The sequence below is a fragment of the Anaerosoma tenue genome (assembly GCF_023161965.1).
GTDB lineage: Bacteria > Actinomycetota > Coriobacteriia > Anaerosomatales > Anaerosomataceae > Anaerosoma > Anaerosoma tenue.
Map to the genome: position 1 here is coordinate 627,489 of NZ_JALNTY010000001.1, position 19,653 is coordinate 647,141.

Here is a 19,653-nt window from a genome sequence, read left to right on the forward strand (position 1 = left end):
TCACTCCTTGGAAGGATACGCGAGCTTCGGACTAACCGACGCCCAGCTTCTGCTTGATGGCTTTCTCGTCCGCCTTGTGCACGAGGCCGTCCTGGCGGAAGTTGCGCTTACGCTTGGGGCTCTTCTTCTCGAGGATGTGGCTCTTGAAGGCCTTCGCGCGCTTGATCTTGCCGGTACCGGTGAGCTTGAAGCGCTTCGCGGTACCCTTGTGGGTTCTCATCTTGGGCATGTCGTCTCCTATTCCTTCGCGGCAGCGTCGCCGGAGGCAGCCTCAGCGGCCTGTGCCGGCTCTGCCGCGTCGTCCGACCCGTCAGCCTCGGCCTGCTTCTTCTCGGCGGGCTTGGCCTTCACCGGCTCCTTCTTGTGAGGCGCCACCAACATGAACATGTTGCGGCCTTCGAGTTTGGGCTTGGACTCCACGAACGCAAGGTCCGCGATGTCGGCCTCCAGCCGCTCGAGTATCGCCAGTCCGCGCTCGGCGTGCACCATCTCGCGACCGCGGAACATGATCGTCACTTTGACCTTGGCGCCCGCCTCGAGGAAGCGCACGACGTGCTTCTTCTTGGTCTCGTAGTCGTGCGTGTCGATCTTCGGGCGGAACTTGATCTCTTTGACCTCTACGCGCGTCTGGTTCTTACGCGCCTTCTTGGCCTTCTGCTCCATCTCGTACTTGTACTTGCCGTAGTCCATGGTCTTGCAGACCGGCGGATCGGCGTTGGGAGCGATCTCGACGAGGTCGAGACCCTGTTCGTCGGCCATGCGGAGAGCATCCGAGACCATGAAGATGCCGAGCTGCTCACCTTCGTCCGAGATCAGACGGCACCTTTGCGCCCTGATTCGATCGTTGAGCCTGGGCTCTGTCGTGCTGATACGCTTCACCTCCATCAGGTGGGGGCCCGTATCCGGCCCCGTCATCAAAAAACGCCCCGCGGCTTGACTGTCGGGGCGTTCAGCCGAGCGGACCGTCTTCTGCGTCCGCTCGATCATCCAGACCAGACAGCTGCACATCTCGTGCGCCGGCAGGTGGGGACCATCTCGTACTGTCGTCCAGACGGGGTCCCGCTTGTACGGTATGGGGTTGTAAGTCACGTGAGTATACCGGCCGGCTGGAAGGCTGTCCAGCAGCGCATGGGCACATACTAGACAGTGACCGCGCCCGGCCCGCGACTGTGGGACGGACGGCATCCATGTGACCGCGCTCAGGGAGGCCCGCATGAACGACACGTCCGGACCCGCCACCATACTCGTCGTGTTCGGCGCCACCGGAGACCTCATGGCGCGCAAGATCGCCCCTTCGCTCCTGCATCTGGACCGCCAGGGTCTCCTCCATCCGCGACTGCGGGTGATCGGGTTCTCACGACGCCCATGGTCTGACGCCGACTTCCGCGACCGCGTACGCGACACGCTCACCGAGCGCCATCAGGATCCCGGCCCGCTCGAGGCATTCCTGAAGCGGTTCACCTACCGCCGCGGCACCTTCGAGGACGCCACCGCCTACCATGCGCTTGCAGAGGACATCGGCGGGATCGCAACGGACTGGGGCGGGTGCGTCGACAAGCTGTTCTATCTTGCGGTGCCTCCGGACAACTACGAGACGATCCTCGGCAACCTCGCGGCGAGCGGACTCACCTCGGTATGCAACGCCGAAACCGGATACACCAGGGTCCTGATCGAGAAGCCGTTCGGCCATGATGTCGCCAGCTCCAAGGCGCTCGATGAGCTTCTGGCCTCGCTCTTCACGGAGGAGCAGATCTACCGGATCGACCACTACCTTGCCAAGGAGATGCTTCAGGGGATCCTTGCGTTCCGGTTCCACAACGACCTTCTCGAATCCGCATGGAACAGGGCCGGCATCGAGCGCATCGACATCTCGCTTCTCGAGACCATCGGCGTGGAGAAGCGGGGCCGGTTCTACGACGGCGTGGGCGCGCTCCGCGACGTGGGACAGAACCACCTGCTCCAGATGCTCGCGCTGGTGACGATGGACCAGCCCCGGACTCTTGATGCCGACGACATACGGGCCGCCCGCGCTTCTCTTCTCGAGACCTTGCGACCGCTCCTGCCCCACGAGGTCGCACGCTCGAGCTACCGGGCCCAGCACGAAGGCTACCGGGGTATCGAAGGCGTGGATCCGGAATCGGAGACAGAGACATACTTCCGCCTCAAGACGATGATGTCGGGACCCCGCTGGGCGGGGGTGCCGGTGTCGTTCGAGAGCGGCAAGCGCATCGCCCCCGGACCGCTGAAGCGCATCGTGGTGACGTTCCGCCACCGGCAACCGTGCCTGTGCGACGGCACGACACACCTGCGTAACCGCGTGGTGTTCACGCTCGAGCCCGACGACACTGTCTCGATCACGTTCTGGGCCAAGCAGCCCGGCTTCGACTATGAGGTCGAGGAGCGCGCGTTCGACTTCGCCCTCTACGAGAAGCGCGAGAAGCTGCAGTACGTGGAGGAGTACGCCAAGCTGCTCTACGACGCGGTCCGGGGGGATCAGACCTCGTTCGTCTCCACGGACGAGGTCCGTGCGATGTGGCGGTTCGTGGATCCGGTCATCGAAGGGTGGAGCGACGGCGCCGTGCCTCTGGAGTCCTACACCCCCGACACGCACGAGGCGGTGGAGCGGGCCCGGGAGGCGCTCGGCCGCACCGGCACGAAACCTCAGGTCGGCGTCCTCGGACTCGGCAAGATGGGGGCAGGCATCGCGCGGAACCTGCTCGACCGCGGATGGGAGGTCGTGGGGTGGAACCGCACGACCTCGGTCGCCCGGGCGATGGAGCCGGACGGGCTCACCGCCGCGGACTCCCTTGAGGATTGTGTCGCGGCGCTCCGGCCCCCGCGGATCGTGTGGCTGATGGTGCCGGCCGGCAACGCCGTCGACGGCGTGCTCTTCGGCACCGGAGACGCACCCGGACTTGCAGACCTGCTGGAACCTGACGACATCGTGATCGATGGGGGCAACTCGCGCTTCACCAGCGACGAACCCCGCGCGGAGCGGCTGCGGGGCCGCGGCATCGACTTCCTCGACTGCGGCACTTCGGGCGGTCCGTCCGGGGCGCGCAACGGCGCGTGCCTCATGATCGGCGGCGACCGGGAGGCGTTCGAGCGTGCCGAGGCGGTCTTCGCCGACATCGCCGTGCAAGGCGGCTATCGCTTCTTCCCCGGTGTGGGCTCGGGGCATTTCGTGAAGATGGTCCACAACGGGATCGAGTACGGCATGATGCAGGCGATCGCCGAGGGGTTCTCGCTGATGCGCCGCTCCGAGCGCGACCTCGACCTCGAGGCGGTGGCCGACGTGTACCAGCACGCCAGCGTCATCGAGTCGAGGCTTGTGGGCTGGCTGGCCGACGCATACGCACGACACGGCGATGGGCTCGACCCGGTGTCAGGAAGCGTGGGCCACACCGGCGAGGGAGCGTGGACCGTGGAGGCGGCTCGACTAGCCGGTCTCGACGTCCCCGTCATCGAGGCGGCGCTGCATTTCCGCCTCGACTCGGACGACGCCCCGTCCTACACCGGCAAGGTGGTACAGGCCCTGCGGAACGAGTTCGGCGGACACGGACTCGGCACGTAGCGCGACCCGGTCCGTCCCGCGGATGCGCGCTCAGAACAGGTGCGGTATCTCCGAGGCTCCGGTGGGGTACGCCCAGATCGCTCGCTTGAGATCGGATGCGGTCTGCCCGCAGGCCATGGCGACAGCGAAGACGTTGATGACCTCGCCCGCCGTGTGTCCGAGCAGATGCACCCCCACCACCCTGCCGCTCCCGCGCTCCACGATGGTCTTCGCACCCGACACCTGTTGGCCGATGCGACGTGAGGCGGCCCATCCACTGGTGTCGGTCAGCTTCGCCTCGACCTCGATCCCCTGCGCCTCGGCCTGCTCGACCGTCATGCCCACAGAGGCGAGGATCGGGTCCGAGAACACCACGCTCGGCGTGACCGGCGGAGCGAACCCGGCAGAGCCGGGTTCCAGGATGTCCGCCACCGCCACACGGGCCTGTGCGGTGGCCACCGGCGTGAGGGGCGCGCCCGTTGCGGACGCGTCACCCACCGCGTAGACCCGCTCGTTGCCCACGCTGCACATCCTGCCGTCTACCTCGATGCCACGACGTCCGTGCTCGATACCCGCGGCCTCGAGACCGAGGCCGGAGATCGCGGGCACGCGACCCGCGCCGTGAACGACTGTCTCCGCGGATACCTCCAGCCCCTCCTCGCAGACCACCGTGAACATGCCATCATCGTCACGGACCTCGGTGACCGTGGCGTTGGTGAACACGTCGATGCCGGCGCTTCGGTAGCCGCTCACCACCATGTCGGCGAGATCAGGGTCGAAAGCCTCGAGCACGCGCGGCCCCCGGTGCAGTATCGTCACCTTGGCGCCCGCGGCGGCGGCGATGTGCGCGAACTCGAACGACACGTAGCCGCCCCCGACGAAGACCACGCGTGGGCCGACGTGTCCCGCCGCCAGGAAATCCTCGCTGTCGAGGACGTGCTCTTCGCCGGGGATGCGCAACGGACGGGGCATCGCGCCGGTCGCGACCACGATCCTGTCGGCCGAGTACCGAACGCCTCCGATGTCGAGGACGTCGGGGCCGTCGAAACGCGCAGGTCCGTGCAGGAGCGTCACACCGGCTCCGGCGAGCCACTCCTCGATGCGTCCGGGCACGGGCTCCGTGAACGACCGCTTGAACGCCAGCAGCGAGGACCAGTCCAGTCGAAGCGCGCCCTCCAAGCCGTGATCCTTCTGATTCCGGGCACGTTCCACGACCTCCGCCGCGGTGAACAGGACCTTCTTGGGCTCGCAACCGCGCAGCGAACACGTACCGCCGTACTCCCGTGAATCAGTGATGGCCACGGACCTGCCGGCCGCGGCGAGCTCGCTCGCCGCGGTCTGTCCGGCCACTCCTGTTCCGATCACGATGACGTCGAATCGCTCCATGGGGCCTCCTTCGCACCTATCCGGGTACCGCCGGCAACCGGTGCCGACCCCGTGTATGTTCCCCGCACCCGACGCGCCGACCCCGACGGGAGCGCTCGCATCGCGTTGGGTATCTTCACACAGAGATCGAAGCAGTGTGCGCCGAGCGCGGACATGACCCCTGATGGAGGAGGAGCACATGCACGCACGTACGACCCGTATGGTCCTTGCATGTATGGCCACCGTACTCCTGTTGATGATGGCCGCCTGTGCGTCCGAGGGCTCCGACGCTACCGGCACGGACGAGGCGTCCCGGGGCACCGTGACGATCGGCTCCAAGATCGACACCGAGGGCGAGCTCATCTCGTCCATCGTCAAGCTCGTGCTGGAGGATGCCGGCTTCGATGTCGTCGACAAGAGCCAGACGGGTACCACCGAGGTCGTCCGCAAGTCCATCATCGCTGGGGAGATCGACCTGTATCCCGAGTACTCGGGCAATGGCTACTGGTTCTTCCTCGACGACCTGACCGACGAAGAGAAGGCGGGCTACAAGAACGGCCAGGACGGCTATGACACCACCGCTCGCATCGACCTCGAACAGAACGGGATCGTCTGGCTGGAGCCGATACGCGCCAACAACACCTGGGCTCTGGCGGTGCGGCAGGAGTTCGCTGAGGCCGAAGGCCTGGAGACGATGTCCGACTTCGCCGAATATGTCGCCGAGGGCAGACCCGTGAAGGTGGCCGCGAGCGACGAGTTCTTCACGAGCGCGGGCAACCCCGAGTTCGAGGAGGTGTACGGCTACGCCCTGACGGAGGACCAGAAGATCCGCCTCGCCGGCGGCAACACCGCCGCCACTGAGAAGGCGGTCGCGGAAGGGACGGACGGTGTCAACTTCGGCATGGCGTACGGAACGGATGGAGCGCTCGCGGACCTCGGGCTCGTGATCCTTGAAGACGACCTCGGTGCACAGATCGTGTACTGGCCCACGCCGATCGTCCGGGAGTCGATCGTCGACGAGTACCCGGAGATCGCCGACCTGCTCGAGCCGGTGATGGCGTCACTCGGCCTGGAAGACCTCCAGCAGCTCAACGCCCGCATCCAGGTCAACGGCGAGCCGGCCGATGCAGTCGCCCGTGACTACCTCGTGGACGGTGGTTTCATCGACTGAGCGTCCGGCGATACACGACGCGCGCCGAGGAGAAGCGGTGAGCACCAGGATCCGGACGCATAGAGTGGGAGTGACGATGGCCCTGTTCGGGCTGTCATCGCTGCTGCTCCTCCCCTTCGCCACGCTCCGCGCAAGCCGTATCCAGACAGGCGATCCGGTCTCCGCGCTCGACGCCCTCGGACCCTGGTGGTCGTCGGGGTTGGTGGCCGTGTGGGTCGCGATCGCCCTGATCTCGGTGCGCGACTCCGGCGGGCCGCGTGCCGCCACCGCGCGGGGCATGCTCGCCAGCCTGGCGCTCCTGGGAACGGTGGGACTCTCCGGCGTCGCCGCGACCAGGTTGCTGGCCGAGGCGGGTACGTTCGCACGCGTCTCGGTCGGGCTTGGCGCCTGGGCATGCATCGCGGTGTCGTATCCGCTCCTGCTCGCCTCGCGCAGAGAGCTCGGCACTGCCCCGCGAGTCACCCGGCTCGCCCTCTCCGCCGTAGGCCCCGTGGGCCTGCTCGTCATGGTCGGGAGCGGCCTTCTAGGGGATCTCGCGATCCTCCGTGAGTACGTGAACCAGTCGGACCGGTTCTGGACGGAGGTCGGTAGCCATATCGCGTTAACCGCGATCGCTACGGGCATCGCGCTCGCGATCGGTTTCGGCCTCGGCGTCCTCGCATTCAGACGGCCGCGCCTGAGGGGTCCGGTGTTCACAGTGGCGAACGTCTTCCAAACGATCCCGGGGCTCGCGATGGTCGGGCTGTTGTTCGCGCCGCTCTCCTGGCTTGGGACGAACGTGCCGCTCCTGGGCCGTCTCGGCGTAGGCGGGCTCGGCTGGGCGCCCGTGATCACCGCGCTCACCCTCTATGCATTGCTCGCCGTGGTGCGCAACACCTACGCGGGACTCGCCTCGGTCCCCGATAGCGTGGTGGAGGCTGGTCTCGGCATGGGCATGACCGAGGGGCAGGTGATGCGCAGGGTCCGGCTCCCGCTGGCGCTTCCGGTGATCTTCGGCGGGATCCGGACCTCGGCCGTCCAGACGCTCGGCAACGCGACCCTCGGTGCGTTCGTGGCGGCCGGCACCCTTGGCCTCTTCGTGTTCGGCGGCCTCTCGCAGCAGGCGATGGACCTCGTCCTCCTTGGCTCCATCACGCTCGTGGCGCTGGCGCTTGGCCTCGACGCCGCACTGCGCACAGCACAGAGACTCGTCACACCCCGGCACACGCGGCGAACGGAGGCGGTGCGGTGATAGAGATACGCAACGTGCGCAAGGTGTACGAGGGTAGCGAGCGTCCCGCCGTGCGCGATCTCTCCTTCGATGTACCGACGGGCCAGGTGGTGGCGCTGATCGGGCCGAGCGGTTGCGGGAAGTCGACGACGATGCGCATGGTCAACCGGCTCGTCGAACCTGACAGCGGCACGATCTCCATCGACGGCGAGGACGTGCGGTCCCTGCGGCCGGAGACGCTCCGAAGGCACATCGGCTACGCGATCCAGGGTGTGGGGCTGTTCCCTCACTGGACGGTCGCACAGAACGTCGGCGTGGTCCCCGGCCTCCTGCAGTGGGACCGCATGCGCATCGCAGAACGCACGCACGAGCTGCTCGACCTCGTGGGCCTCGACCCCGCCATATACGCCGACAAACACCCCGATGAACTCTCCGGCGGCGAGGCGCAACGCGTAGGCGTGGCCCGTGCCCTGGCCGCCGACCCGCCCATACTGCTGATGGACGAGCCCTTCGGGGCGGTGGACCCGCTGACGAGAGACCGCCTCCATGCCGAGTTCCGCAGGATCCAGGACGCGCTGAGGAAGACCGTGCTGTTCGTGACACACGACATGGATGAAGCCGTGCGGCTGGGCGACCGGATCGTGGTGATGCGTGATGGCAGTCTCGTACAGCAGGACACTCCGGAGCGGGTGCTCGCCTACCCGGTGGATGGCTTCGTCGCCTCGTTCGTGGGAGCCGAGCGCGCGCTCAAGCGGCTCTCGCTCGCACCCGTGACCGAGGCGCTCTACGCCCCTGACACTGGCAGTCCCGAGGAGCCGGCGGTGGCCTCCACCGCATCGCTTCGCGAGGCGCTCGCCGTCATCCTCGAGGCCGGTGTCCCGTCGATCCCGGTGCATGACGAAGATGGCGCGATCGTGGGGGCCGTGAGCGTGGAGAGCATCGTCGAGCGATTCAGACGGCCGCTCACATGAGCCGGGCCCGCCATCTCGCCGTACCGGCCGCTGCAGCGGCGGCCTACCTTGCGGTGGCTGCCGCAACGCCGGCGTGGAGGTGGGTGCTGGGCGCCGTCTTCCCTGAGGAATCGCGCCTCCTGTACCCTGACGCGACGCCCCTCGCCCTTGTATGGCAGCACCTGGAGCTCGTGCTGATCTCGAGTGTGCTGTCGGTGGTGGTGGGCCTGGCTCTCGGCATCTTCGTGACCCGGCCGGCCGGCACCGACTTCTATGGTGTGGTCGCCGATCTCACGAACCTCGGCCAGACGTTCCCGCCGGTGGCCGTGTTCACGCTCGCCGTGCCGTTGCTGGGATTCGGCCTTCGGCCCACGATACTGGCACTCGCCCTGTACGGCGTCCTCCCGGTGCTCCGGAACACCATCTCCGGCCTTGAGGGGATCCCGGCCGACGTGCTCGAGAGCGCATCGGGGCTGGGGATGCGGCCGTGGCAGCGGCTGGCCCGCGTGGAACTGCCGATCGCCGTGCCGGTCATCATGGCCGGCATACGAGTGTCGGTGATCGTGAACGTCGCCACGGCGACCATCGGTGCGATCGCGGGAGCCGGTGGGTTCGGTGCGCCGATCATCAACGGATTGGTCAACCTGGCGCCAGCGATCACCCTCGAGGGAGCGGTCCTCGCCGCAGGCCTGGCGCTCACGCTGGACGCTCTCCTTGGCGGAGTCGAACGCACTATCGCGCACAGAGAGCGAGCCGCCGCGACAGCCCGGTGATGATGCCCGCCTACGGCCGCTCCGCCGCCACCCGCGCAGCGAACTCGTCCACACCCATCGCACCGATGTCACCCGCCGTACGCTCGCGCACACCCACGGTGTCGGCTTCGATCTCCTTGTCGCCCACCACGAGCATGTACGGCACCTTCTGCTGCTGCGCCTTGGCGATCTTCACGCGCATCGGCTCGTTCTCGGCGTACACCTCGGCGCGCACGCCGGCCTTCGCGAGACGCGCGCGCACGCCCTCGCAGTGCTCGAGATGGCGATCCGCGATGGGGATGACCACGGCCTGTACCGGCGCGAGCCACGTGGGGAACGCGCCAGCGGTGTGCTCGATCAGGATGCCGAGGAACCGCTCCATCGAGCCGAAGATGGCCCGGTGCAGCATGAACGGCTGCTCCTCGGTGTTCTCGGCTGTGCGGTAGGTGATGCCGAAGCGCTCCGGATTGTTGAAGTCCACCTGTATGGTGGACAGCTGCCAGATGCGGCCGATGGCGTCCTTGACCTTGATGTCGATCTTCGGGCCGTAGAACGCGCCGTCGCCCTCGTTGATCTGGTACGGCAACCCCCACTCGTCGAGCGCGGTCATGAGCGCGCGAGTGGCGAGATCCCAGTCCTCGTCGCGGCCCACGGACTTCTCGGGACGCGTGGAGACCTCGGCCGAGTACTCGAAGTCGAACGTGTCCATGATGTACTTGACTATGTCGAGCATCGCCTTGACCTCGGGGATGATCTGCTCGCCGGTGCAGAATATGTGCGCGTCGTCCTGGGTGAACCCGCGCGCGCGCATGAGCCCGTGCACCACGCCGCTTCGCTCGTTGCGGTACACGGTGCCGAACTCGAAGAGCCGCATCGGCAGGTCACGGTAGGAGCGCACGCTGTCGCGGTACACGAGGAGCGCACCGGGGCAGTTCATCGGCTTCACCGCGTAGTCGGTGGGCTCCCGGCCCTCGCCCTCGTCGATCTGGAACGGGAACATGTTGTCCTGGTAGTAATCCCAGTGGCCGCTCGTCTTCCACACGTCGGCCTTGTAGATGTGCGGCGTGCGGATCTCCACATAGCCGCGCTCGTACAGGTCGGCCGAGAGCCACTCCACGAGCTCGTGGAACACGCGGGCTCCCTTGGGGTGATAGAGGACCAGACCGCTGCCGGCGAGTTCGTCGAAATGGAACAGGTCCATCTCGCGGCCGAGTTTGCGGTGGTCGCGCTTCTCTGCCTCCTCGAGGCGGGTAAGGTATGCATCCAGATCCTTCTGGCCGAACCACGCGGTGCCGTAGATGCGCTGCAGCATCGGGCGGTCCGAGTCGCCGCGCCAGTACGCGCCCGCCACCTTCATGAGCTTGAACGCCTTGATCCAGCCGGTGTGCGGCACATGGGGACCCCGACACAGGTCGGTGAAGACGCCCGAGGTGTACGCCGAGATGACCTCGCCCTCCGGCAACTCCCCGATCAGTTCGAGCTTGTAGGGCTGGCCCTCGAACACGCGCAGGGCCTCGGTGCGGTCGATCGCCCGGCGCGAGAACGGTTGCTCCTCGGCGATGATCCCGTGCATGCGCTCTTCGATGGCGCCCAGGTCCTCAGGCGTGAGCGTGCGATCGACCTCGATGTCGTAGTAGAAGCCGTCTTCGATCGCCGGCCCGATGCCGAAGCGTGCGCCCGGGAAGAGCTGCATCACGGCCTCGGCCATGACGTGCGCCGCCGAGTGGCGCAGCAGTTCGAGCGCCTCGGGATCGCGCTCGGTCACGATGGCGACAGCCGCACCGTCGGACACCACGGCGGCCGTGTCCACGAGCCGTCCGTCCACGCGGCCCGCGATCGCGGCCGCTGCCAGACGCGGGCCGATCGATGCCGCCACATCAGCGACGGTAGCGTCTACGGGTACGGACTTGACGCTGCCATCCGGCAGCGTGATGGAGATCTCAGACATGATGCGGTTCCTTTCAGGGACCGTCAGCCCTGCGCTCAGGCCTCGGTCACTGCTTGGTCTTGCAGTACGGGCAGACCTGCCAGTCGAGCTTGAGGGCCCTGCCGCACTCCACACACTCCTTGCGCAGCTTCTTCATGCACGAGGGGCAGATGAGGTAGTCGGGCTCGACGGGCTGATAGCACGCCGGGCACGTCTGGCCTTCCTTGAGGAGCTCGACCTCCTTGGCCCGGATCTCAAGCTCGCGCTCACGTGCATCCAGGGCGCTCTCCGGCGGACGGACCACCATGTAGATCGCCCAGCCGAACACGTTGAAGAGCAGCACCACGAGCGCCCAGAACCAGGGCATCGCGCCACGACGCTCGGCATCGCGCCACGTCCAGAAGACCAGGGCCACCGAAAAGACCACGAAGAACAACATGCACAGGTTGGTCGCAAGATCCAATGCAGGCTTGATCGGAGCGAGTAGTTCTCCGAGCACCTCTTCCATGTGGCCCCCTCCAGGGTCTCGAGCATCACACATGACACCGGACTAACCCGCAGCGCCGTTGCTGACGACGCGACAGGGCTACGGGGATTCTACCAGAACCGACGCCGGCCGCACGGCCCCTGGTGGCTGATACGGGCGCAAGACGTCACCGCACAGGCGGCGCGCGCGCGAGACCCTACAGCGAGCCGTCCACGAAGGCCTTCACGGCGCCCGCGGTATAGAGGCTGCCGGTCACCATCACGCCAGCGGCGCCTGACCTGGCCTCGGCCATGGCCAGAGCCTTCCCCAGCGACGGCTCGGCGACCACTTCACGCCCCGTGACCCGCTCGACGAGCGCGGCCAGCTCACCTGCCGGAAGACACCGCGGCGAACCGTTCTCGGTGGTGACGAAGAACACGGCCGTGTCCGCGAGCGCGCGCACGATCCCCTCTGCGTCCTTGTCGGCGAGGATGCCGAGCACAACGGCCGGCGGCGAGTCCCGGAACGAATCGCGTATCGCAGCCGCCAACACCGCGGCAGCCTCTGGATTGTGCGCACCGTCGATCACGAGCGGCGGCCTCGTGCGCAGCACCTCGAAACGGCCGGGGAAGGTGACCGAGCGGAGCGCTGCGTTCGCCCGATCGGGATCGAGGACGTTGAACATCGCGGCCCCCGTTGCCGCCATCGCCACCGCCGCGTTCGGCGCCTGGTACGCAGGCGCATGGAGGGCCACCCGATAGTCACGGAGACCGTGGACGTCCACCGTGAGCGTGCCCCTCGGCGTCCGGGGACGGCGCACGATCCGCCACGTGACATCCGGATCGTCGCCCAACCCCACCGTCATCACCTTGGGAACCCCAAGCGAGAGCGCTCGCTCGTGGAAGATGTGGTCCACTCCCTGGCAGCCAGGCCCCAGGACCGGAAAGGAGCGCCTCTTGATGATGTGAGCCTTGTCGGCGGCGATCTCCTCCCGAGTGGCGCCGAGGCGCTCGGTGTGGTCGAGCGACACGCCTGTGATCACCGCCACCGCCGGATCGACCACGCTCGTCGCATCCCACCGGCCACCCATCCCCACCTCGAGACACGCGAACTCGACCTTCTTGGTGCGGAACGCGTGGAGCGCCGTGGCGGTGAGGAGTTCGAACTCGGTGAATTCTCGATCCATGGTGTCAGCGGCGTCGAACACGTCGGCAAGGTACTGCGCGAACTTCCGCTTGCCGATCTGCCTGCCGTCAACCGTGATCCGCTCCGTATAGGAGACCAGATGCGGGCTCGTGTAGACACCGGTGCGATATCCATGCGCCGTGAGCAGCGCGCCGGTCATCCTGGTGACCGACGTCTTGCCGTTGGTGCCGGTGACCTGCACACAGGAACACGCCATCTCGGCCATGCCGAGCGCATCCATGAGCGCCCTGATGCCGTCGAGCGACGGGTTGATGCCGAACGTCAGCGCACGCTCCAAACGCGCGATCGCCGCTTCGTATACGGCATCCTCTGATGGCACAGGCTACTCCGATAGGTCCGCCAACTGCGCGCTGAGCTTGGACACGGTGGCCGCCAACTCCCCGGCGCGGGCCCGATCCTTCTCTATTATGTCAGGTGAGGCCTTCGCGAGGAAGCCTTCATTGCCAAGCTTCTTCGTGAGTCGATCGAGATCGGCCTGTGTGCGCTCCAACTGCGAAGCGATCCGCTCGCGCTCTGCGCCGAAGTCCACGAGTCCTTCGAGCGACACGTACACCTCGCTGCCGGCCGCGACGGCTGATGAGGCGTGCGGCGGGCGCACGACGTCCTCCCCCACCTCGAACCCGCCGATGCCAGCGAGGGCGCGGATGTCGTCGGTCATCGAGACGAGGACCTCGCCTTCCGCCTCGGGCGCCTTCACCGACACCTCGAGCGGGGCCTTCGGGGAGACCGAGTACCGTGCGCGCACCCCGCGCACCGCCGTCACGACTTCCTGGAGCAGCCCGATCGAGCGCTCCGCCCCTTCGTCGCGGAAGCCGGAAAGCGCCGCCGCATCGGGCCACTCGGCGACCATCAACGCCCGATCGGCGCCGGCCCCGTCGATCGGAAGCCGACTCCAGATCTCCTCGGTGACGAACGGCATCATCGGGTGGAGGAGACGCAGCGCGTTGTCGAGCACGTACACGAGGTTGCGCAGCACCGTCTCCCGTGTCCGGCCTCCGGCGGCGAGGCGGACCTTCGCGAGCTCGATGTACCAGTCGCAGAACTCGTTCCAGAAGAAGTCGTACAGGGCGCGCGCGGTCTCTCCGAACTCGTACGCCAGCAGCCCCTCGTCTACGCGCGCCGAGAGGTCGGCGAGACGGGAGAGGATCCATGCGTCCGCCACCGTCTCCACCTGAGGCGGACCGGCGACGAAGGCCTCGTCGATGTTCATGAGGACGAACCTGCTGGCGTTCCAGATCTTGTTCGCGAAATTGCGTGACGAGACCAGCTTCTCCTCGGAGAACTTGATGTCCTGATTGCCGGTGACCTGCAGCATGAGGCCGAACCGCATGCCGTCGGCGCCGTAGTGGGCCATGAGATCGAGCGGGTCCACGCCCGTGCCGAGCGACTTGCTCATCCGCTTGCCCTCGGCGTTGAAGACGGTGGGGTGGATGATGACATCGCGATACGGGACGTCGCCCACGAAGTACAGGCCGCTCATGATCATCCGGGCCACCCACAGGAAAAGGATGTCCCGCGCGGTGGAGAGCACCGTGGTGGGATAGAAGAAGTCGAGCTCGGGCGTCTCGTCCGGCCAGCCGAGCGTTGCGAACGGCCAGAGTTGCGACGAGAACCAGGTGTCGAGCACATCCTCGTCCTGACGCGCAGTGGCACCGCACTTCGGGCACGATCCGAGGTCTTCCATGCTTGCGCCCTGCCAACCGCACGCGTCGCAGTAGAAGACGGGGATGCGATGCCCCCACCAGAGCTGCCGCGAGATGCACCAGTCGCGGATGTTCTCCATCCAGTGGAAGTAGACGTTCTCCCAGCGCCGGGGATGGAAGACCACGCGGTCCTCTTTCACCGCCTCGATGGCCGGTGTGGCGAGTGGCTTCATGTCGACGAACCACTGGTCGGAGAGCCAGGGCTCCACGACCGTGTGACACCGATAGCAGTGCCCCACCGCGTGCACGTGGTCGTCCACCGCCACGAGCAGCCCCCCGGCCTCGAGGTCGGCGACGACGCGTCGCCGCGCCTCATGCCGGTCGAGACCTTCATACGGACCGCCCTCGGCGGTGATGGTCGCGTCCGCATTGAGCACGTTGATCTTGGGCAGACCGTGCCGCTCCCCGATCTCGAAGTCATTGGGATCGTGAGCGGGCGTCACCTTGACGGCCCCCGTGCCGAACGAGGGGTCCACGTACTCGTCGGCCACGATGGGGATCTCGCGACCCAGCAGCGGCAGCACGATGGTCGCTCCGACAAGCTCACGATACCGCTCGTCATCGGGGTGCACCGCCACGCACGTGTCTCCCAGCATCGTCTCGGGCCTCGTGGTGGCTACCACGACATGGTCGCGACCGGCAACCGGCTCCTTGAGGGGGTAGCGCAGATGCCAGAGGTGGCTGTCCAGCTCCTCGTGCTCGACCTCGATATCGGACAAGGCGGTCGAACACCGCGGACACCAGTTGATGATCCGCTTGCCGCGGTAGATGAGCCCCTTTTCGTACCACTCCACGAAGACCTTGCGCACGGCGCGCTGGTATCCCTCGTCCATCGTGAAGTGCTCGTCGGAGTAGTCGCAGCTGCACCCCATGCGCTTGAGCTGCTCGATGATCACGCTGCCGTGCTCTTCTCGCCACTCCCAGCACATCTCGACGAACCGCTCCCGGCCCACGTCGTGGCGCGACAGCCCCTGAGCCGCGAGCTTCTGCTCCACCTTGTTCTGGGTGGCGATGCCTGCGTGGTCGGTTCCCAGCACCCACCTGGTGGGCTGACCTGTCATGCGCGACCTGCGGATCACAACGTCCTGGATGGTGTTGTTCAGCGCATGGCCCATGTGGAGCGAACCGGTGACGTTGGGAGGAGGTATCACCACGGTGAACGGACTCTCCCCTTCCGCCGCTTGCTCGAAGAGGCGACCGGAGACCCATCGGTCGAACACGGGCGACTCGACGGCGTCGGGATCGTACGCTGGAGAGAGCTGCTTCATGGGTGTGGTTCGTCCTTCCGTGACGGTGATTCCGTGGATTCTACGATATACCAGCTCGCCAATGGTGTCCCGTTCGTCGGCCAGTGTCGACCACTGACCGGACTCCATACCCCCATGCGTATAGGCGCGCGCTAACGAAGTGACGATATACTACCCAGAGTCCTCAAGTGGAAGGTTGTGACGCCGATGGCCGACTGCGAGTGCCTCCCAACATGTCCGTTCTTCAACGACCAGATGGCGGAGATGCCGTCCATGGCTGAGATCATCAAGCAGCGCTACTGTCGTGGCAGCAACGTGCACTGCGCCCGCCACATGGTGTTCCGGACGCTTGGCCGTCCCGCGATCCCCAAGGACCTCTACCCGAGCCAGGTGGAGCGTGCAGAGGAGATCATCGACGCCGCCAGATAGGATCGGACGCCAGCAACAGCCGAAACGGGCCCCACGGGGCCCGTTTCGCGTTCACTGCGCTGCACCGACCGATCACCCGGTCGACGGCACCGGGTGGATCTATGCGCTCGCGTCACGCGCTCCGGAGAGCGTGAGGACCGGCGATGCCGCTCCCCGCACGACCTCCTCGGTGACGGTGACACGCTCCACGTCGTCGCGGCCCGGCAGGTCGTACATGGTGTCGAGGAGCAGCGATTCGAGGATCGATCGCAGCCCCCGTGCGCCCGTCTGTCGCTGGATGGCCTGACGCGCGACCTCGGTGAGGGCCTCATCGGTGAACACGAGCTCCACGCCCTCCATCCGGAAGAGCCGCTCGTACTGGCGCACCAGCGCATTCTTCGGTTCGGTGAGGATGCGCACGAGCTCGGCCTCGTCCAGCTCCTCCACATGCGCAGTCACCGGTATGCGACCCACGAACTCGGGGATCAGACCGAACCTGTGCAGGTCCTCGGGCAGCACCTTGGCAAGGAGCGCGCCGGTATCATGCTGACGCGCGTCATGCATCTCGGCACCGAAGCCGACACCCTTGGTGCCGATGCGGTCGGCGATGAGCTTCTCGAGTCCTACGAACGCCCCGCCGAGGATGAACAGGATGTTGGTGGTGTCGATGCGGATCAGGTCCTGTTGAGGATGCTTCCGCCCTCCCTGGGGCGGGACCGCCGCTTCCGTGCCTTCCACGATCTTGAGCAGCGCCTGCTGCACTCCCTCTCCCGACACGTCGCGGGTGATGGAAAGGTTCTCGGCCTTGCGTGCGATCTTGTCGATCTCATCGATGTAGATGATGCCGACCTGCGCCCGCTCGACATCGAAGTCGGCAGCGGTGATGAGCTTGAGGAGGATGTTCTCGACATCCTCGCCCACGTAGCCCGCCTCCGTGAGCGTGGTGGCGTCGGCGATCGCGAACGGCACCTTCAGGATGCGCGCCAACGTCTGCGCGAGCAGGGTCTTCCCACAACCGGTCGGCCCGAGCAGCAGGATGTTGCTCTTGGCGATCTCGACCTCGTCCTCGCCGACGTCTTCGGTGCGGATGCGCTTGTAGTGGTTGTACACGGCCACGGCAAGGGTCTTCTTGGCCAGATCCTGCCCCACCACGTAGTCGTCGAGCCGCGCGAGGATCTCCTTTGGCGTGGGCAGTTCCTCGTCTTCCGCATGCACGGCCATCGCGTCGGCCTGCTCTTCTTCGACGATCTCGTTGCACAGGTCGATGCACTCGTCGCAGATGTAGACGCCGGGGCCCGCCACCAGCTTGCGCACCTGGTGTTGCGGCTTGCCGCAGAACGAACACACGAGCCGCTGGTTGTCGTCGTGACGCTCCATCAGGTGGTTCAGTCCTCCTTGGGTGACCGCTGCGTGAACACGGCGTCGATGAGACCATACGCCTTGGCTTCCTCGGCGGTCATGATGTTGTCCCGCTCGGTGTCAGCGTGGATCTTCTCCATCGGCTGACCGGTGTGGTGCGCAAGGATGCGATCGAGCGCCTCGCGCATCCGCAGCATCTCCCTGGCCTGGATCTCGATGTCGCTCACCTGGCCCTGCGTGCCGCCCCACGGCTGGTGGATGAGCACGCGGCTGTTGGGCAGCGCGAAACGCTTGCCGGCAGCGCCGGCGGCAAGAAGCACTGCGGCTGCCGACGCACACTGACCGATACAGATCGTGCTCACGTCGGACCGGATGTACTGCATCGTGTCGTACATCGCCAGCGCCGCGGTGACCGAGCCGCCGGGCGAGTTGATGTACAGGTTGATGTCCTTCTCGGGATCCTCGCTCTCAAGGTGCAGCAACTGCGCGATCACGAGATTCGAGACCACGTCGTCGATCTCGGTGCCGAGGAACACGACCCGCTCGTTCAACAGCCGCGAGAAGATGTCGAAGCTGCGCTCTCCACGCGAGGTCTGCTCTACCACGATCGGCACGAGCGAACTCGCAACGGGCTCCTTTGCCGTCATCACTGCTCCTCCTCGATCACTTCGGCGTTGTCCATCAGCCACTTCAGGGCCTTGCGGTGCATGATCTGCTCGCGGACGAGCGGGAGCGCTCCATTCCGCTCGAGGTCCTTGCCGAGCTCCTCGGCGGCCTCCGTGTCCTCGCCCGCGATCTCGCGGACGGTGTCGGCGAGATCGCTCTCTGAAACGCTCATACCCTGCGCGACGAACAGCGCCTCGAGAGCGAGCTCCTCGCGCACACGGCGGTCCGCCTGCTCGCGGAGATCCGTCTGGAGCTGCTCGGGGCTCGTCCCGGTCATCTGCAGGTACTCCTGGGGCGCGATCCCCCGCTGCTCGAGATTCTCGAAGAACTCGCGCATCATCGACGCGGCCCGGATATCGACCATCTCCTCCGGGACGTCTCCGTCCAGGCGGCCGACAAGCTCGGTGAGCGCCGCGCCCTCCACCTCCCGTGCGTGACCGGTCGCCTTCGCGGAATCGAGCTTCTCGCGCACGTCGGCTCGATACTCGTCGAACGTGTCGAAGCCGCCTGCCGTGGCCGCGAACTCGTCATCGAGCTCCGGGAGCACCTTCGTCTTGACCTCGTGCACCTCGATCTCGAAGCGGGCTTGCTTGCCCGCGAACTCCTCGTTGGAGGTGGTGTCGGGGATCTCGAACTCCGCAACGGCGCTGCCACCGGGCGCGGTGCCCACGAGCGCGGCATCGAACTCGGGCGGCATCATGCCGCGACCCAGTTCGTACATGTACTTGTCCACCACGTTGCCCTCGTACGCCTCACCGTCAACGGTGCCCACGAACGAGATCAGCGCGAAGTCGTCCTCGCCGACCGGCGCGTCCACCGACTCCAGCGTGGCGAATCGCTCCCTCACGTGCTCGATCTGCGCATCGACCTCACGGTCGGAGGCCTTCTGCGCGGGGACCGTGACCGTGAACGCGTCCGCACTCGAGAGGGTGAGCTCGGGACGCAAGGTCACCTCGGCGGTGTACGTGTAGTCGCTGCCCGGCTCGATCATGTCGAGCTCGCCGACATCAGGACGTCCCACGGTGCGTATGTCCTCCCGCGAGACGGCCCGGCCATACGAGTCGGACACGATGTCGTCCTGCGCGTCAGCCAGGACCGCTTCACGGCCGACGTGGGTGTCGATCACCGGGCGCGGCGCCTTGCCCGGACGGAAGCCTGGGATGCGCAGCTTCGCGCCGATGGCCGCATACGCATCCGCGATGGCCTTGTCCACATCCGCCGCGGGTACCGTGACCGTGATCTTCGCACGGCCCTCTTCGAGACGCTCAACGCTCGTCTGCAAGGATCCTCCTCAGAATGTCGCTTCCTGCCGGGGCGCCTGCGACGCTCCGTGATGGCTCGGTGTGGTGCGGGCGAGAGGACTCGAACCTCCACGAGTTTCCCCACTGGAACCTAAATCCAGCGCGTCTGCCAGTTCCGCCACGCCCGCATGAAGCCGGATTGCTAAGTGTAGCAAACGCGATACCCCCTCACCAGAAGAGCCGGCCCTATGGGCCGGCTCTCGTGAGGTGTGTATGGTGGGCCGTATAGGGATCGAACCTATGACCTTGGGATTAAGAGTCCCCTGCTCTACCAGCTGAGCTAACGGCCCGAGTGCTCGCATATTGTAACCGCTCGGCTCACGAATGCAAATCCCGTTGAACGACGCGCGTGTGACATCCCGAGGGACG

At 66.4% G+C, this 19,653-nt stretch carries 16 protein-coding genes and 2 tRNA genes; 6 read left to right on the forward strand and 12 right to left on the reverse strand.

The window, feature by feature from the left end; genetic code table 11:
* Window positions 1-31 precede the first annotated feature (31 nt).
* Complete coding sequence (gene rpmI, locus MSB02_RS03120) at window positions 32-229, reverse strand: 50S ribosomal protein L35 (RefSeq protein WP_267193747.1); 198 nt, start codon at window positions 227-229, stop codon at window positions 32-34.
* An 8-nt stretch (window positions 230-237) separates the two neighbouring features.
* Window positions 238-885 carry a translation initiation factor IF-3 gene (infC, locus tag MSB02_RS03125; protein ID WP_267193748.1) on the reverse strand — a complete coding sequence of 216 codons (648 nt, stop codon included), beginning with the start codon at window positions 883-885 and terminating at the stop codon, window positions 238-240.
* 328 nt (window positions 886-1,213) lie between these two features.
* On the opposite strand from infC, the gene zwf reads away from it, so the two are divergent.
* Entirely contained in the window at window positions 1,214-3,574 is a 2,361-nt protein-coding gene (gene zwf / locus MSB02_RS03130) for a glucose-6-phosphate dehydrogenase (RefSeq protein ID WP_267193749.1), read from the forward strand.
* Between the two features lie 30 nt (window positions 3,575-3,604).
* Here zwf and MSB02_RS03135 read toward each other — a convergent pair whose 3' ends face one another.
* Window positions 3,605-4,939: a dihydrolipoyl dehydrogenase family protein gene (locus tag MSB02_RS03135; RefSeq protein ID WP_267193750.1), complete on the reverse strand. Its 1,335-nt coding sequence runs from the start codon at window positions 4,937-4,939 to the stop codon at window positions 3,605-3,607.
* Window positions 4,940-5,117: 178 nt separating this feature from the next.
* On the opposite strand from MSB02_RS03135, the gene MSB02_RS03140 reads away from it, so the two are divergent.
* Genes MSB02_RS03140 through MSB02_RS03155 form a run of 4 tightly spaced genes read left to right on the forward strand, consistent with a single transcriptional unit; the run spans window position 5,118 to window position 9,022 of the window.
* The gene (locus MSB02_RS03140) at window positions 5,118-6,089 is read left to right on the forward strand and encodes a glycine betaine ABC transporter substrate-binding protein (RefSeq protein WP_267193751.1); all 972 of its coding nucleotides are present in this window, start codon (window positions 5,118-5,120) and stop codon (window positions 6,087-6,089) included.
* A gap of 37 nt (window positions 6,090-6,126) precedes the next feature.
* On the forward strand, window positions 6,127-7,320 hold the full coding sequence (locus MSB02_RS03145; RefSeq protein ID WP_267193752.1) for an ABC transporter permease: 1,194 nt from the start codon (window positions 6,127-6,129) through the stop codon (window positions 7,318-7,320).
* Complete coding sequence (locus tag MSB02_RS03150; protein ID WP_267193753.1) at window positions 7,317-8,270, forward strand: ABC transporter ATP-binding protein; 954 nt, start codon at window positions 7,317-7,319, stop codon at window positions 8,268-8,270. Before MSB02_RS03145 ends, MSB02_RS03150 begins: the two co-directional genes overlap by 4 nt.
* On the forward strand, window positions 8,267-9,022 hold the full coding sequence (locus MSB02_RS03155; protein WP_267193754.1) for an ABC transporter permease: 756 nt from the start codon (window positions 8,267-8,269) through the stop codon (window positions 9,020-9,022). The genes MSB02_RS03150 and MSB02_RS03155 overlap by 4 nt, the downstream gene beginning before the upstream one ends.
* A gap of 10 nt (window positions 9,023-9,032) precedes the next feature.
* Here MSB02_RS03155 and thrS read toward each other — a convergent pair whose 3' ends face one another.
* From thrS to MSB02_RS03175, 4 genes are all read right to left on the reverse strand, one after another.
* A complete protein-coding gene (gene thrS / locus MSB02_RS03160; RefSeq protein WP_267193755.1) occupies window positions 9,033-10,949 on the reverse strand; it encodes a threonine--tRNA ligase in 1,917 nt (638 codons plus the stop codon).
* Between the two features lie 46 nt (window positions 10,950-10,995).
* The gene (locus tag MSB02_RS03165) at window positions 10,996-11,436 is read right to left on the reverse strand and encodes a zinc ribbon domain-containing protein (protein ID WP_267193756.1); all 441 of its coding nucleotides are present in this window, start codon (window positions 11,434-11,436) and stop codon (window positions 10,996-10,998) included.
* Between the two features lie 175 nt (window positions 11,437-11,611).
* Window positions 11,612-12,919, reverse strand: coding sequence for a bifunctional folylpolyglutamate synthase/dihydrofolate synthase (locus MSB02_RS03170; RefSeq protein WP_267193757.1), 1,308 nt, complete (start codon window positions 12,917-12,919; stop codon window positions 11,612-11,614).
* Window positions 12,920-12,922: 3 nt separating this feature from the next.
* The gene (locus tag MSB02_RS03175; protein WP_267193758.1) at window positions 12,923-15,571 is read right to left on the reverse strand and encodes a valine--tRNA ligase; all 2,649 of its coding nucleotides are present in this window, start codon (window positions 15,569-15,571) and stop codon (window positions 12,923-12,925) included.
* Window positions 15,572-15,757: 186 nt separating this feature from the next.
* Between MSB02_RS03175 and MSB02_RS03180 the strand changes: the two genes are divergently transcribed.
* Window positions 15,758-15,979, forward strand: coding sequence for a hypothetical protein (locus tag MSB02_RS03180; protein WP_267193759.1), 222 nt, complete (start codon window positions 15,758-15,760; stop codon window positions 15,977-15,979).
* A 99-nt stretch (window positions 15,980-16,078) separates the two neighbouring features.
* Here MSB02_RS03180 and clpX read toward each other — a convergent pair whose 3' ends face one another.
* From clpX to MSB02_RS03205, 5 genes are all read right to left on the reverse strand, one after another.
* Complete coding sequence (clpX, locus tag MSB02_RS03185; RefSeq protein ID WP_267193760.1) at window positions 16,079-17,335, reverse strand: ATP-dependent Clp protease ATP-binding subunit ClpX; 1,257 nt, start codon at window positions 17,333-17,335, stop codon at window positions 16,079-16,081.
* Window positions 17,336-17,343: 8 nt separating this feature from the next.
* Window positions 17,344-17,964 carry an ATP-dependent Clp endopeptidase proteolytic subunit ClpP gene (gene clpP, locus MSB02_RS03190; protein ID WP_267193761.1) on the reverse strand — a complete coding sequence of 207 codons (621 nt, stop codon included), beginning with the start codon at window positions 17,962-17,964 and terminating at the stop codon, window positions 17,344-17,346.
* A complete protein-coding gene (gene tig / locus MSB02_RS03195) occupies window positions 17,964-19,265 on the reverse strand; it encodes a trigger factor (protein WP_267193762.1) in 1,302 nt (433 codons plus the stop codon). Before tig ends, clpP begins: the two co-directional genes overlap by 1 nt.
* A 62-nt stretch (window positions 19,266-19,327) precedes the next feature.
* Window positions 19,328-19,412, reverse strand: a tRNA-Leu gene (locus tag MSB02_RS03200).
* Window positions 19,413-19,498: 86 nt separating this feature from the next.
* Window positions 19,499-19,574: transfer RNA gene (locus MSB02_RS03205), tRNA-Lys, on the reverse strand.
* Window positions 19,575-19,653 lie beyond the last annotated feature (79 nt).

Coding starts and splice junctions, on each gene's coding strand:
- MSB02_RS03135 (WP_267193750.1), bottom strand. CDS start 4,939: ATGGAGCGATTCGACGTCATCGTGATCGGAACAGGAGTGGCCGGACAG.
- infC (WP_267193748.1), bottom strand. CDS start 885: ATGGAGGTGAAGCGTATCAGCACGACAGAGCCCAGGCTCAACGATCGA.
- clpP (WP_267193761.1), bottom strand. CDS start 17,964: ATGACGGCAAAGGAGCCCGTTGCGAGTTCGCTCGTGCCGATCGTGGTA.
- MSB02_RS03155 (WP_267193754.1), top strand. CDS start 8,267: ATGAGCCGGGCCCGCCATCTCGCCGTACCGGCCGCTGCAGCGGCGGCC.
- MSB02_RS03140 (WP_267193751.1), top strand. CDS start 5,118: ATGCACGCACGTACGACCCGTATGGTCCTTGCATGTATGGCCACCGTA.
- MSB02_RS03180 (WP_267193759.1), top strand. CDS start 15,758: ATGGCCGACTGCGAGTGCCTCCCAACATGTCCGTTCTTCAACGACCAG.
- zwf (WP_267193749.1), top strand. CDS start 1,214: ATGAACGACACGTCCGGACCCGCCACCATACTCGTCGTGTTCGGCGCC.
- MSB02_RS03165 (WP_267193756.1), bottom strand. CDS start 11,436: ATGGAAGAGGTGCTCGGAGAACTACTCGCTCCGATCAAGCCTGCATTG.
- thrS (WP_267193755.1), bottom strand. CDS start 10,949: ATGTCTGAGATCTCCATCACGCTGCCGGATGGCAGCGTCAAGTCCGTA.
- rpmI (WP_267193747.1), bottom strand. CDS start 229: ATGCCCAAGATGAGAACCCACAAGGGTACCGCGAAGCGCTTCAAGCTC.
- MSB02_RS03175 (WP_267193758.1), bottom strand. CDS start 15,571: ATGAAGCAGCTCTCTCCAGCGTACGATCCCGACGCCGTCGAGTCGCCC.
- clpX (WP_267193760.1), bottom strand. CDS start 17,335: ATGGAGCGTCACGACGACAACCAGCGGCTCGTGTGTTCGTTCTGCGGC.